The 14149-nt window shown below is 39.8% G+C and carries 14 protein-coding genes; 5 read left to right on the plus strand and 9 right to left on the minus strand.

Annotated features, from left to right (window positions below):
- The 7 genes from NA23_RS05670 to NA23_RS05700 all read right to left on the minus strand — a co-directional run bounded on the left by NA23_RS05670 (nucleotide 1) and on the right by NA23_RS05700 (nucleotide 6165).
- A complete protein-coding gene (locus NA23_RS05670) occupies nucleotides 1-1080 on the minus strand; it encodes an iron-containing alcohol dehydrogenase family protein (protein WP_033191822.1) in 1080 nt (359 codons plus the stop codon).
- Nucleotides 1081-1198: 118 nt separating this feature from the next.
- The gene (locus NA23_RS05675) at nucleotides 1199-2722 is read right to left on the minus strand and encodes an S-layer homology domain-containing protein (RefSeq protein ID WP_052107162.1); all 1524 of its coding nucleotides are present in this window, start codon (nucleotides 2720-2722) and stop codon (nucleotides 1199-1201) included.
- Nucleotides 2723-2790: 68 nt separating this feature from the next.
- Nucleotides 2791-3828, minus strand: a complete 1038-nt coding sequence (locus tag NA23_RS05680) for a protein-glutamate methylesterase/protein-glutamine glutaminase (protein WP_090222797.1) — start codon at nucleotides 3826-3828, stop codon at nucleotides 2791-2793.
- Entirely contained in the window at nucleotides 3810-4325 is a 516-nt protein-coding gene (locus NA23_RS05685; protein ID WP_236938328.1) for a diacylglycerol kinase family protein, read from the minus strand. The genes NA23_RS05680 and NA23_RS05685 overlap by 19 nt, the downstream gene beginning before the upstream one ends.
- The gene (locus NA23_RS05690) at nucleotides 4249-4845 is read right to left on the minus strand and encodes a 2-oxoacid:ferredoxin oxidoreductase subunit gamma family protein (RefSeq protein ID WP_033191824.1); all 597 of its coding nucleotides are present in this window, start codon (nucleotides 4843-4845) and stop codon (nucleotides 4249-4251) included. The genes NA23_RS05685 and NA23_RS05690 overlap by 77 nt, the downstream gene beginning before the upstream one ends.
- 2 nt (nucleotides 4846-4847) lie before the next feature.
- A complete protein-coding gene (locus tag NA23_RS05695; protein WP_033191825.1) occupies nucleotides 4848-5672 on the minus strand; it encodes a 2-oxoacid:ferredoxin oxidoreductase subunit beta in 825 nt (274 codons plus the stop codon).
- Nucleotides 5662-6165, minus strand: coding sequence for a deoxycytidylate deaminase (locus tag NA23_RS05700; RefSeq protein WP_033191826.1), 504 nt, complete (start codon nucleotides 6163-6165; stop codon nucleotides 5662-5664). Before NA23_RS05700 ends, NA23_RS05695 begins: the two co-directional genes overlap by 11 nt.
- Before the next feature lie 110 nt (nucleotides 6166-6275).
- Here NA23_RS05700 and NA23_RS05705 point away from each other — a divergent pair, with 110 nt between their 5' ends.
- The 4 genes from NA23_RS05705 to ndk are packed head-to-tail and all read left to right on the plus strand — an operon-like array spanning nucleotide 6276 to nucleotide 9776.
- Nucleotides 6276-6734 carry a methylated-DNA--[protein]-cysteine S-methyltransferase gene (locus NA23_RS05705; RefSeq protein ID WP_033191827.1) on the plus strand — a complete coding sequence of 153 codons (459 nt, stop codon included), beginning with the start codon at nucleotides 6276-6278 and terminating at the stop codon, nucleotides 6732-6734.
- Complete coding sequence (locus tag NA23_RS05710) at nucleotides 6731-8794, plus strand: transglycosylase domain-containing protein (RefSeq protein WP_033191828.1); 2064 nt, start codon at nucleotides 6731-6733, stop codon at nucleotides 8792-8794. Before NA23_RS05705 ends, NA23_RS05710 begins: the two co-directional genes overlap by 4 nt.
- A 23-nt stretch (nucleotides 8795-8817) precedes the next feature.
- Nucleotides 8818-9351: a hypothetical protein gene (locus NA23_RS05715; protein WP_033191829.1), complete on the plus strand. Its 534-nt coding sequence runs from the start codon at nucleotides 8818-8820 to the stop codon at nucleotides 9349-9351.
- Nucleotides 9333-9776, plus strand: a complete 444-nt coding sequence (gene ndk, locus NA23_RS05720; RefSeq protein ID WP_033191830.1) for a nucleoside-diphosphate kinase — start codon at nucleotides 9333-9335, stop codon at nucleotides 9774-9776. The genes NA23_RS05715 and ndk overlap by 19 nt, the downstream gene beginning before the upstream one ends.
- A 257-nt stretch (nucleotides 9777-10033) precedes the next feature.
- Here ndk and NA23_RS05725 read toward each other — a convergent pair whose 3' ends face one another.
- Together NA23_RS05725 and NA23_RS05730 are read right to left on the minus strand one after the other, a co-directional pair.
- The gene (locus tag NA23_RS05725) at nucleotides 10034-11539 is read right to left on the minus strand and encodes a sensor domain-containing diguanylate cyclase (protein WP_052107164.1); all 1506 of its coding nucleotides are present in this window, start codon (nucleotides 11537-11539) and stop codon (nucleotides 10034-10036) included.
- A gap of 275 nt (nucleotides 11540-11814) precedes the next feature.
- Nucleotides 11815-13431, minus strand: coding sequence for a Na+/H+ antiporter NhaC family protein (locus tag NA23_RS05730; protein ID WP_033191831.1), 1617 nt, complete (start codon nucleotides 13429-13431; stop codon nucleotides 11815-11817).
- A gap of 228 nt (nucleotides 13432-13659) precedes the next feature.
- Between NA23_RS05730 and NA23_RS05735 the strand changes: the two genes are divergently transcribed.
- The gene (locus tag NA23_RS05735) at nucleotides 13660-14139 is read left to right on the plus strand and encodes a ferritin-like domain-containing protein (protein ID WP_033191832.1); all 480 of its coding nucleotides are present in this window, start codon (nucleotides 13660-13662) and stop codon (nucleotides 14137-14139) included.
- Nucleotides 14140-14149 lie beyond the last annotated feature (10 nt).

Raw genomic sequence — 14149 nt, forward strand, 5'->3', positions numbered from 1 at the left:
TCAGCAACAAAAGTGTTCTCTAGCTTCATTATAAGCCTGCATGATTGTTTCTAAATCGTATTTCCCGGGTGTTGCGCTGAGGTGTGAAGCGTTTACTACAACTTGAGTCCAAGAGTTTATTTCCTCGTCAGATATTTTGATATTCAATCCTACATTTAAAGAGCGGAAAAACTCGTACAGAGAATCATCGAAGATTTCAAGAACACGGTTAGCTTTCTCATAGCCGTGTTTTTTTGCAACCTTCAATTCGAATGGCAAGAATACAGCGGTAGCGAGCCCGTGTTTAACTCCTTTCTCAGTTGTCAATGGATAACCAAGCGCATGCGCAACAGTTGTACCTGTTTGAGCTATTACCATTCCTGCCAGTGTCGAGGCAAACATCATGCGTTCTCTGTAGAATTCGTTATCCAAATCATCCATCAACCTTGGAAGGTATTCCTTGATTATCTTCATGCTCTCAACTGCCAATGTATCACTGAAAGGCGTAGCCTTCGTTGATAAGAAACCCTCAACTGCATGTGATAATGCATCGAGTGCTGTTGAAAGAGTCAGTGCCTCGTTGAGTGTAATTGTGTATTTGTAATCGACAAACGAGAGCTTTGGGAATGCACAGTCATGGGAAAATCCACGCTTTCTACCGTTTACAGTCAGGACTGAGTACTGGGTTACCTCGCTTCCAGTTCCAGCCGTGGTGGGGACACATATTATCGTCTTTGCACTCTTGTACTTCGACTTATCGTACAGTTCCTCAGGTTTTAGATGCTTGTTTTCCATTAAAACAGCGACCGCTTTCGCTGTGTCCATTGGACTCCCACCACCAAGTCCGATGACCACATCCACATCTTCGCAATTTTCCGCTACCTCTTTCACAACTTCAAGTGGTGGATTCTCAGGCGTTTCATCGTATACGTACACATGCTTTCCTTCGAGCACGTCTAATAAATCATCGAGGCTTCCGTTTTGCTTCGAACTTTTACCCGTTACAATGAGAAATGATTCACCGGTTGATTGAAAAACGTCCCTATTTTTCAAAATTACATCCTTACCGTACAATACTTTCGTCGGCATAAAAAAGCCCATACAATTGCCTCCCTTCGACCATCATAAATCGGTGGTTGAATAGTCAAGAAACTCGAAGAAAAAGCTGGTCCAACAGGACCAGCTCTTGAAATTTATTCTCAGCAGAACTGAGGTGAAACTATTGCTGCTGTAAAGCAAACCAAAGTGCTGCTCCACCAAGTATCACACCAATGATACTTAGAATTAGGCTTATATTCCCCATCTGGTTCGTTTCAAGCGCTGAAACTTTTGATTTCAAACTATCATTTTCCTTTTCTAGCTTCTCAACTTTGCTCTCCAACTGTTTTGCATCATTTTTCACGCTGTCCACGTCACTCTTAACGCTGTTGACTTCAGACTTGTTTGCGTACTGCGTACTTTGTTGTTGCAATGTTTGAACTTTTGCTGAAAGTGATTGGAGTTCATTGTTTACGTTCAGAATATCTGACTTGAGCTTTTCCACATCTTGTTTTGTTTGATTGTTTAGACTTGCTTGCTGTTGCACTTGCTTTTCAAGATTTGCTACCATGCCTGTGACTGTCGAAAGATTCTCATTAATCTTTACATCCGCTTGTTTTAAATTGATAATCTCGACTTTTAGATCGTTTACATCAACTTTTAAGTCACTTACGTCACTCTTCAGGCTGCTCACATCACTTTTCGCATTCTTTACGTCGACTTTCAAGCTATCCACATCACTCTTAAGGTTGTTCAAACTGGTCTTGAAACTCTCGAGCTGCTCTTTCAAAGCAGAATCTGCCTGTTTAAGACCAAGTATTTCGTTGTTAAGAGCATCAAGTCTGTTTTTGAGCGTCGTAACATCTGATTTGATGGTGTTGACATCGCTTGAAATCTTTGTTGTCGAGCTCGAAATCGTTGACACCTGTGTGTTAAGCCCGCTTACGGTGTCCTGCAAATCTTTAACGTTTTTCTCAACGCCTGTGACTCGCGAAGCAAGAGCTGATACACTATCAGCAGTCGCGAACGTGGACACTTTCTGATTCAGCGAAGTCACTGTTTGCTCGAGACTTGTCAATCGTTTCTTTAAACTCTCCACATCAGCTTTGACATCATCTATGCTTTTTGATAATTCATTAAGATTTTGCCCAGTCGGAGTAGTTGAAACCAGACCTCTCATCTCGGTTACTTTTTGCACTAAAGCATCGTACATTGCTTTGAGCCCAGCCAAGTCAGTCTTTACACTGTCCAAGTCCCTTGAAGCAGAATCAACTCTTGAAGACAATGAACCAACCTGGGCCGATAAGTTGTCGATTCTTGTGCTTATGTTTCTATCTGCAGTTGCAAGGTCCAGTATCTTGTTCGAAAGGTCTTTAAGTTGCGCGTCAATATTGGCCGGAATCGTTACCTGCTGTGTTTGCTGAGTTGTAGTAGTTGTAGGTACGGATACCTTTTTTTCTACTGCAGATATTCTGTCGTTGAGTATATTCAGCATTCTGTAAAGTGCAACAGCAAGTTGGTACCTGGTCAGAGGCTGATTTCCCTGAAACGTTCCATCCGGCATACCACTTAAGATGCCCAATTTTGTAAGTTGGTCAACAGCTTCGTATGCCCAGTGGTTTGCTGGAACATCTTTAAATGTTGCAGCGTAGATACTTGTGAACACCACGAAGATAAAAGAAAATACCAAAAGTGCTTTCTTCATCTTTATACACCCTCCCTGTTATTATAGTCTTAGTCCTCTCGAAAGAAATTGTATCATATGAGGAGAACTTACACAAGCTCAACAAGTTTTTCAGGAATCTTATCTGCTGGGAGTACGTAGTCAGCATATCCTTCTTCTATAACCGACTTAGGCATACCGAAAACAACACACGTTTCCTGACTTTCAGCTATTACAGTACCTTTGAAGAATTTCACCTTGAAAGCACCTTTCGTTCCGTCTTTTCCCATGCCAGTGAGTATAACTGCGATAGTGTTTTCCTTGTAAATCTCTGCAACCTTATCAAGCGTGTAATCAACCGCTGGTCTAACATTGTTTATCTTATCGGTGTTCTTGTCAAGATAAATAATGCCTTTTCTGTCTTGATATTTTATGCCCATATGATGGTCCCCTGGTGCTACGTAAACCCAGCCAGGTTTAAGAACGTCTCCATCTTCCGCTTCTTTAACAGACAAGTTTGAAATCCTGTCAAGTCTTTGCGCTAATGATTTTGTAAAGCCCGGCGGCATATGTTGTACCAACAAAATAGGGGCAGGGAAGTCCTTTGGAAGCGGTGGGATAACAAGGTCCAGTGACCTTGGACCTCCTGTTGAGGAACCTATAACAACAACTTTACCAGAAACAACAGATTTCACTCGTAAGTTAGCTAAAGGTCTTCTCTTTAAGAGAATTTGTGAAACATTTATTTTCATCGCATCCCTGATTTTCTGAACCAGATCAGGTCCCATCCTTCTGAAATCCATGGATACGCTTCCAGAAGGTTTAGTTACAAAATCCACGGCTCCAAGCTCGAGAGCTAAGAGTGTAATCTCAGCGCCTTCCTCCGTCAAGCTACTAACCATTATGATTCGAGCAGGTGCTCTCTTCATTATTTCCTTAAGTGCTTCTATACCGTTCAATTTTGGCATTTCAACATCCATTGTTATTACGTCCGGTTTAAGCTTTATGGCAAGTTCAACAGCCTCCATTCCATCCTTTGCCACACCGACAACTTGCATGTCAGGTTCTTTGTCAATTATATCTTTGAGGATCATCCTCATGAATGGAGAATCATCAACAATCATTACTTTTATCTTTTCCTTTTCCAATTTCTCACCACCCTGATACTAAGTAATGGGAATGCTATTGTAGATATTATAGCAAAAATTTTCGCTATCTCCAAACTCCAGTCGAAGAGAATACCTCCAAAGACCATTATTCCAACTGTTACGGAGAAGAGCGTTGCCCAAAGAACAACGCCAGCGCTGACGTCCTTAACTATCTTAATTACCGGATGGTATTCTTTGCTGTACAAATTCATGAGGTGTTCGATAATGGTGTTTACAAGCTCTGACCAAATAACAAAAAAGACAGCAAATATGATCCATAATGTATCTTCTCTTTTTACAGGAAGAAAGAACGTTGCGGTAATAACCAACAAACCCACAAAGAAGTGGATTCTTAAATTTCTTTCCGATAATATTGATTCAACAATACCCTCGATTGCGTGTTCAAAAGATTCTATAAGATTATTCGAACCCAATTGTTCTCTTTCTCTTTCGTTCAATTCTTGGTTTGTAGACTTTATCTGTAAGCGACGCTCCAAACTTGATCGCCTCCACGTTGAGTTCGTAGTACTTTGGATTTACTTCTTCCTTTACCGCATCAAAGAGCGTTTCAAAATCAACCAATGCTGTACTCTTCACCAACGCTCCAAGTAATATCATGTTGGAAACCATTACGTTTCCGAACTTCTCAATGGCCAATCGACTTGCAGGGATTTCAATTATCCTCTTTGTTATGCGTTTGAATTCACTCGGAATGTCTTTTATGTACGTACTGTCGTATACAATTATACCATTAGTTGCAACGAATTTTGCATGTCCAACCATTGAAGGATGCATTATTATCAAAGAGTCAAATACCACTGCTTTAGGATAAAGTATCGGTTCGCTTGAAACAAGCACATCGCAATAGCTCGGGCCTCCACGAACCTGCTCGCTGTAATTTTGCGTTTGTACGACGTACTTATCAGCAAAGACAAAAGCTCTTGAAAGGATATATCCTGCAAGCAAATTACCTTGTCCACCAATTCCTGCAATTCTTATAGAGAATGGTCTGTTCATAACTATTCCCCCTTAATGTGATTGGCGTAGGTGAGTCTATACCTTGTGTAGAAATCGGGCTTAGATTCGTCTTTCCTAAATAGTCCGATGACAATCTTGCCTTTTAGCTCGTCTTCAGACATCTGATCAGCTTTTTCTTTCATAATAGTGTTGTTTTTGAAGAAATCCATCATTTGCCACGGTTCCCTAAGTCCATTGTATCTACCATAGTAGGTGTGGCAGTTGCTAAGAACCTCAACTACCGAAATGCCTTTGTGCAAGAGTGCTTCTTTTATGTACTTCACTGTGAGCGCATAATGGTATACCGTTGACCTTGCAACATACGTTGCGCCAGCTGAAAGTGCAAGTCTTACAACGTCAAATTGCTCTTCTACATTTCCTAAGGGCATCGTTCCTGCAACTTTCCCTGCCGGAGTTGTTGGTGAGTGCTGTCCTCCTGTCATTCCGTATATCATGTTGTTATAGATTATCACTGTTAAATTAATGTTCCTTCTACAAGCGTGAATAAAATGGTTACCACCTATAGCTGTTATATCTCCGTCACCACCCATCACAACGACCTTAAAATCCGGCCTTGCAAGTGCAACACCAGTTGCAAAGGCTATAGCTCTGCCATGCAACGTGTGCATCGTATTAAAATCGAGGTAACCTGTTGACCTTGATGAACAACCTATACCAGAAACAACGGCTGTTTGATCTGGGTTCAAACTGGTTTGATCGTAAGCTTCTAAAAAGCTTTTCAATATTATTCCATTTCCGCATCCCGGGCACCAGACCGTGGGCCATCTATCTTCCCTTATGTACTTAAGCAGTCTATCAACCTTCACCTTGTTCACCTCCACATAGTTCTATTCCACACGTTTGGAAGAAGAAATCAGTTAAAGGGTCTGGATAGCCTTCAATGTAAACAACCCTTTTGATCCCTGCGTTGATTATAAGTCGTGCACAAACGGAACATGGTTTGTGAGTTACGTAAATCGTGGCACCATCAGTTGAGATTCCAAATTTCGCAGCTTGCATAAGGGCATTCTGTTCAGCGTGTAAACCGTAACAAACTTCCTGGTTTTTACCAGATGGGATATTCAGGTCATCCCTAATACAGCCAATTTGATCGCAGTGAGGAAACCCAGATGGTGGTTGGTTGTATCCGGTTGCCAGTATTCGTTTATCCTTTACTATTAAAGCACCAACCTTCCTGTGAACACAAGTAGATCTTTCTGCAATTAACTTTGCCAACCTTTTGAAATAATCGTCCCAACTTTCCCTTTCACTTTTCACATCTTTTATGGTAACATTTTTCAGATAGGCTTCTAAGTCCATATGTTCACCTCTTTTAAAAGAATTGAACTTCCCAAGTTATATTCTAAACTATTTAGGAACTAATATCAACCAGCAACAAAATCTACGAACACAAGAAAGGAGATGGAAAGATGGGAAACTTTGAAATTTCAGTTGTTAGAGCTGAAATTGGTAGTATTTTGATATATACAATAAATGACGTCTGTGAACAAATACAACTAACAGATGAATTCTTACCAGAACAAGGAGATAATACCTTCACAAAGCAGATTAAAGAATATTTAAGTGGGTATCGAAAGATCTTGGATTTCCCTGCCAAGTATTCCTCTGGACCTGTTTTTGAGAAAATTTGGTCTTATTTGAAAGAAAACGTTGGATATGGTAAAATCATAACGTATGGTGACTTAGCAAAGGCTTGTAAGACGAGTCCAAAAGTTGTTGGATATGCAATGGCCTCGAATCCTTTGCCATTATATATCCCGTGTCATAGGGTTGTTGGGAAAAACTCTATTGGTGGGTTTACAGCAAAGGATGGAAAAAGTATGATCACATGGAAGATATATCTTTTAGAGCTGGAGGGATCACTTTGAAAAAGTTTCTTTTCTTGTTGTTTTTAGCCTTCTTCATTTTATCGTTCACCATCCCACTTATGATTTACAACAGATACACGGTGAATCTCCCTGCACCGCAAAACAGAATTCCCACAAGCTTAGTCGTTGAATACTCTGATGGTACACCGTTATACAGTCCAAAGACAGTATGGATCGATTTCGAGGACATTCCAGCATTGGTGAAAGACAGTATCATAGTATCTGAAGACAAGAGATTCTACACCCACAGCGGTGTTGATCTCATAGGGATTGCCAGGGCACTTTTTACAATACTCACCACCGATGAGATCCAAGGTGGTAGTACAATAACTCAGCAGTTAGCCAGGACTCTGTACCTTACTCAAGAGAGGACTTGGAAGCGCAAGATTAAAGAAGCTTTCATTGCGATCTGGTTGGAACAAAATTACTCGAAAAATGAGATTTTAGAAATGTACATAAATTCCGTTTACTTAGGAAACGGAGTTTACGGCTTTCCTGCGGCAGCTAAATTCTATTTTAACAAAACACTTGAGCAACTTACTCCACTTGAAGTTGCAATGCTTACAGCTACTTTGAGGTCTCCTGAGAAAGCGAATCCACTTATGGAGTTAAATAAAGATTTCACCAAAAATGTATTAAGAAAGATGAAAGAAGCAGGCTTTCTAACTGAGTTAGAATATTCTAGAGCACTGGAAGAGCTGAAAAATATAAACATAAGATCCACAAACAATTTTGCTCGCTCATTTGACCAAGATCTTTTCTGGATGATTGTTACCGAACTTAAAGAACTCGGATTCGAGCTTGGAGATTTAAGGAGTGGATTCCGAGTTAGAACAACCATCGATAAAAAACTACAGGAACTCTTAATGTCCAACATAACAAAAGACCAGTGGGCAGGATTAATAGTCGAACATTCAACTGGAAAAATAAGAGCAGCGTACGGTCTTGGTATCATAAATGGTCGTAGGCAAGTCGGTTCCGCGATCAAACCTTTCTATTATTATCTTGCCTTCATGGCCGGTTACAATCTTGACGATACTCTTCCAGACGAACCTATAAAAATTGGCCGATGGGAACCTGAGAACTTTGACAAAAAATTCCGCGGGAAAGTTACTATCGAATACGCTCTTGCACATTCTTTAAACATACCATCCATAAACTTATTCTTAAAGCTCGGGCAAGGAACTGTTATGAACTTTCTCAAGAATACTTTGATGATCTCTGGATTCTATCCGAACGATGCCACATTAGCACTCGGAACATTAGAAACTTCTCTAGTTGACATAGCACAAGGCTATTCAGCAATATTCACCGGTGGATTGGTCGTAAAACCAAGAATTGTTGAATATGTTAAAGATAAAAATGGATACCTCTATTATTCTTATACCCCGGCGTTGTTAAACGTTGTTAAAGCTCCAAAAGGTTTAGACAAAAGATCCCCAGTTGAAGCTTCGGTCCTTATGCTAAGAGCTATGGAAAAAGTAGTTACAGAGGGAACTTCACGGTCTGCACAAATGCCTGGAAGGAAGATATACGGCAAATCTGGTTCGGCAGAGAATTACGCATGGTTCGTTGGTGGCGATGGGAAGTATTTGTTCATATTGGCGAGAGACAATGTAAAAGAAGTTAGTGGACTTGTTGTTACACCAAAATGGAGGGAAATCGCCATAAGAACAGAGATCGGATACACACCTATTTCTTTACCGATCAATAGCAAGATCACGAGGTTCAATGTTATGGACAAATCGGAAAGTCCTACTCAACCAGAATCTATGGCAGATGAAACATCCCAAATAGAAAATCAGAAAGCTGCTACTCAAACAGAGACCGTGGTAAAACAAACACAATCAGAAAATCCAAATCCGCAGAAAGCTCTATCAAGAGAAGAAATTCTTACTCGAGTTCAGAATTCTAACATCTCAGCAAACGAAATCATCGAAAGTTTAAAATCATTTAGTCCTGACGAAAGAAGATCGGTACTTGCCGAAATAAATTCAATTGCGCCGGATCTGGCCGCCGAAATATATCAAAAGCTCTTAGATCAAGGTATTGAGTTCTAAAAGACGGTGGAGGTGTATGGTAAATGAAATTTTTCTACAACTTGGAGAGAAAGGATAACTTTGAATACATAGTCCTGAGAGTTGAGGAAAACAACATATCTGGAACTGGAGCTATCCTTCCGATTCGAAGAAACGGTGAAAATTATAAAATATTCATGGGTGTGATTGAAGAATACAGAAGCATCGTCGAGAAATTGCACAGTGAAGATGTCTTTGTTATAACCAACATACTTGAAGAGCACTTCCCAAACCACCCGAAGGTAAAATTCGCTATCCAAGCTGCAGTTCTTGAATTGTTTTCTAAGAAATACAACCTTGATATCAACAAACTCTTAGGTGGTTTAAAATCCACCAAAAATGAGTTGTGTGGTGAAAGGTTATTTCCTGAGTACTTGGGCGATGTATTCCATGCCAAGTACTATCCAAAGGATAACAAAGAAAAGAACACAACTTTTGTTTTAACAAAGTATCCGAACAACGAGATGGATGCTATATTGAGTGCACTCTCTTCCAATTATGATTATCTGGAGGTGAGCTCTTGGAAAGAACTTTTATAATACTTAAACCAAATGCAGTTAGAAGGGGACTCATCGGTGAGATAGTAAAGAGATTCGAGCAGAGGGGAATAAAAATCATCGGACTAAAGTTTCTTTGGATGACACAAGAACAATGTGAGAGACTCTACGAGCCACACAAAGGGAAGCCGTTTTACCAAGAGCTTGTGGAATTTATGATGAGCGGTCCTGTAGTAGCGATAGTATTGGAGGCTCCAAGAGTAATAGAAATGGTAAGGCACATAGTCGGAGCAACAGACCCTCTCAAAGCTGAGGCTGGAACAATAAGGGGGGAATTTGCTTTAACAGTCACCAAAAACCTTATTCACGCGAGTGATTCTGTTGAAAATGCCGAAAGAGAGATGTCTATATTCTTTAGGCCTGATGAGCTAATTGACTATAAACTTGACATACAAGACGATATTTGATAAATTGAAATTTTCGTGTTCCATACGAACTATATTGATAGTTGGTCTTCAGGACAACAGTATAGCTAGTTTGAGTAAAAAAGCAAATCAAACTTTTTTAAGACGGTGCGGTAAGAAGAACAAGAAGTTCTAGTGACACTCTTGATCTTCCTACCGCACTTTTTGGCGAATATCAACCAACAAGCAAAACATATTATTTGGCAGTTCAGGAGCGCAAAGTAGTTTTCAGACCTCGATAATTGTAAATTTTGAAAAAGTCAATATTGATTCGTAGACTTGTTATTCTTATTTCTTGATTTCTTCGCTTCGTAAAGCCTCTCATCTGCTATTTTGATGAGTTCCAAAATCTTGTTCCCATCTTCCAAAGAATTCGAAATTCCTGAAGAAAATGTTATCTTAATATTTTTCCCTTCTACTTCCAAAGGTTGGTCCAACCTTTCTTGCAACCTTTCAACGATACTTATCGCAGCACTTTTACCTTGTTTTGTGATAATTAAGAATTCATCACCACCGTATCTAATCAAGAATTCGTCCTTTCTTATAGAATTCCTTAAAATTTTAGTAAAAGCCTTGAGGACCTCATCACCAAAAGGATGACCGTACTCATCATTTAGTTGTTTGAAATTATCTAAGTCAAGCATTATTATAGAAAAATTGTCCCCAAGGTCTGGAAATTTTTCAATAAAATTATCGAGTAGATTTCTGTTAGCCACACCAGTTAACGGGTCTTGATAAGCCTTATCCTGCCAAAACAGTATCTGCAGCTTTTGATCTGTTATATCGTGCATAACTACGATAGAACCTTCATACGTATTTTCATAATCTGAAATCCGCTTGATTTCTAACCTAAACCACCTTGTCCCCGATGAGGTTTTAACAGTCAGTTCTTTGTTGAATTCCTCTGCCGCTTTTGATAATTCAGCTAAAATGTTTTGACTCAAATCACCAACTTCCAATACTAAACGCTCGTAGCTTTGGTTGTACACTTCTATCTGTTTTGATCGACCAAAAAGTGCCACAGGTTCGGGTATTGAGTTAATGAGCTTTTTGAGTATATCTCTTTCGAACGATAACTGCTTTAACATCTTCGTTCTTTCTACGTTGTTCTTGATGTACTGAAAGACAAAAGAGGAATAGATAACCAAAATGATAGCGAAGACCAAGTAAAAACTTTTCTGAACCTCTTTCCTAGCTTTCTTTACTTGTTCAAGTATGGACGTCCTGTAAAAACCTGTACCAACAATCCAACCCCATGGCTCAAAAATGGTTATGGCTGAAATCTTACTCTCAGTTTCACGGGAGCCGTATTTGTAGAATGAATACTCAGCGTACCTCATTCCGGATCTGGCTGCTTTTAGAATACTCTCAGCAGCTGTTCTCAATATTTCATCATCCACTTTCATATAGTGAAGACCCACGTATTCTTTCTCATAAGGGTGAGCTATAAGTACTCCGTCAGTACTTAGTATCCAAAAATAATCGAGATTTTCTGGACCAAAAAATGAAGTTTCGACGTACTCTCTTACTAATCTCTGAGCAGTTTGCTCATTTATGTCTCCAGCAAGGTATTTTTGGTAAATCTTTTCAATGTTATCAACCGCTACATTTAACGCAAGATGTGCCTGGTCGATTATACTGTTCTTCACAATTGTCTCGACGCTTTTGAAAAGATGCAAGTTGGCAATTAATGATAAGTGCAGTACAGTTACGCCTATTAAAACTAGAAGAATTTCCGCAGAGTACTTCATAAGTTTCCTTTGCATATCGCCAATACCCCACTTCATAAGACAGAAAATTGGCTAATCCAACTTACTTAATTCAATTATATCAAAAATTTATCGCATATAAATGATTGCTAGAAGCTTTCTGAAAACATCCTTTTCTACGAAAGAGGGGAACATCAGTATGTCGCTCCCAAATAGTCCCTATAGCACGCTTTTATCTAATTGGTCAGACGTTTGCACAACTCGTAAATACAAAAGAAAAACCCAGGGAAAGACCCCCGGGTTTTTGTTTTTATGTTTTATGTTTCATGTTTTTATTCTTGTTCCCTTACCTTACTCCTTCTCACCATAACTTCAAAAGCTACAAAGAAAACAATGAGAGCAGAAACCAATCCTGCCAATGCGTTGTTAAGCAACCCTGCAACAAAGTAACCAATTGCGGCCATTACCATAGTAAAGACAGCGTAAGGTATCTGCGTTGCCACATGTTCAAGATGTGGACAACTTGCTCCTGTTGAAGAAAGAATCGTGGTGTCTGATATCGGAGAGCAGTGGTCTCCAAATATAGCACCTCCAACTGCAGCACCAACAGAAATAAGTGCACTGTTCAGAAGGTTAGCACCTGTTTTTTCAGCAAGCGCAACTGCGATAGGCAAGGTAATTGGTATCATTATCGAAAACGTTCCCCAACTTGTTCCCGTTGCAAACGAAATCGCCGCTGCAATCAAGAATACAACGACGGGCAACGCCCACAGTGGGAAACCTCCAGTTGTAACAATATGAGCGAGGTATTTAGACAAACCAAGTCCGCCATCCTCTGGTGAAGCTTTAATAACCGTACCGATCGTCCAAGCAAGCGTTAGTATAACCAATGCAGGCACCATCGACTTAATACCACTTATAATCGCCTCTCCAACCTTTTGGATAGTGAGTAAACCTCTGAGTATAAAGTAAAGCGACGAGAAGACAAGTGTGAATACTGATGCGTAAAAAAGCGCTTTTGAGGCATCTGTGTTATTGAATGCTTCTTTGAGACTCATCGACTTAACAGCTTCAGAGAACGTGTGGATATTTTCCCCATCTATTGCTCCAAGATAAGTTGTGACTGGGAAGAAAACAACCGCAAGACCAACAAGAACAAGTATAGGTAGTATCATGTCAATGGCCCTGGCATGTTCTTTAACAACTATGCCTTCCTTTATCTCACCTGTAGGTTGTCCAAACTCTTCGTTGTATAAGCCCAAACCTTTAATAGCTCTCTCTTCACTTTTTGCCATAGGTCCAAAGTCTTTACGGAAAGACGTTTGGAGAACCATCAATATCGCGAGTATTGCATAAAGATTAATAGGAATAAGCATTATGAAAAATGTAAACTCACTCACTCCAAGTTTTGAAAATCCGTCCGAACCTTTGATAATACTCATTATCGTTACAACCCAACTCGAAATCGGTGCAAGAACACTAACAGGTGCTGCAGTTGAGTCAAGTATGTACGCAAGCTTTGCACGGGAAATTTTTTGCTCGTCGGTAACAGGACGCATAACTGTTCCAATAGTCAGTGAGTTGAAATAGTCGTCTATGAATATAATTATCCCGAAGAGCCAAGTTATGAAAAGAGTCCCTTTTCTACTTTTAACCTTTGATGCCATCGCTTTTCCAAACGCGTGTGCAGCCCCTGTAGCCTGCATTAATCCAACAAACGCTCCTAACAGTGCACAGAATAGGATGATTCGAATGTTCCAAGAATCGTTCAGTGAGTTGGCAATCCCGTCTGTCACACCTATCAACGCTGTAAGGGGGTTCCAGTTGCTAACGATAAGGTAACCCACAAAAATACCTGTGAATAGTGAAAAAACAACTTCTTTCGTTACAAGTGCGAGTACCACAGTCACAACAGGCGGTAAAATACTTAGCCAACCGTAATGTTCCATCTTTCATCCCCTCCCACATGCAAACTAAGAAACCAACCGTTTTCTAAGATTATACCATTTAATCGTTACAAAACAAAACATAAAAAGAAAGCCGTTGTGAAATTTATGAAATCCTACTATTAATTCGAACATATGTGCCCCTGAAACTTTTTGTTTAAACTTACAAATATGGTATAATAAATTTTGAGCCGAGGCTCAATACATTCTGAATCTTTGGGAGGTGTGAACATGACAGGAAGAGAGTTATTAAACATCGCTATTAAAGTGGAATCGGCAGGTTACAGCTATTATTCTAAACTTGCAGAGAAAACACAAGGTCAACTCAAAGTCTTCTTCAACGAACTTGCGCAACAAGAGAGAGACCATGCAAAAAGGTTCGAGGAGATAATGAAGAAGTACCAAGAAGACCCATCGCTGGCTACTTGGCAAAATGAAGAAGTAAGTGGTTACGCTGAAACCTATGCAAAGGCTTTCATCTTCCCTGAAATTGAAAACGAAAACATTCCAGAAACAGTGCTTGGTGCTCTTAGAAGAGCCATCGAAGTTGAAAAAGATTCCATAATATACTATAACGAGATTAAACAACTAATCCCCGATCCAAAGCCGGTGGAAGAGATAATAAACGAAGAAAAGGAACACTTAAGGAAACTTTCTGAAAAGATGCTAAGCGAAGACCTGTCAACATACAGTGAAGGAAGCATGATTTAAGCAATGATAA

Origin of the sequence: Fervidobacterium islandicum (genome assembly GCF_000767275.3) — a bacterium.
Classification (GTDB): Bacteria; Thermotogota; Thermotogae; order Thermotogales; family Fervidobacteriaceae; genus Fervidobacterium; species Fervidobacterium islandicum.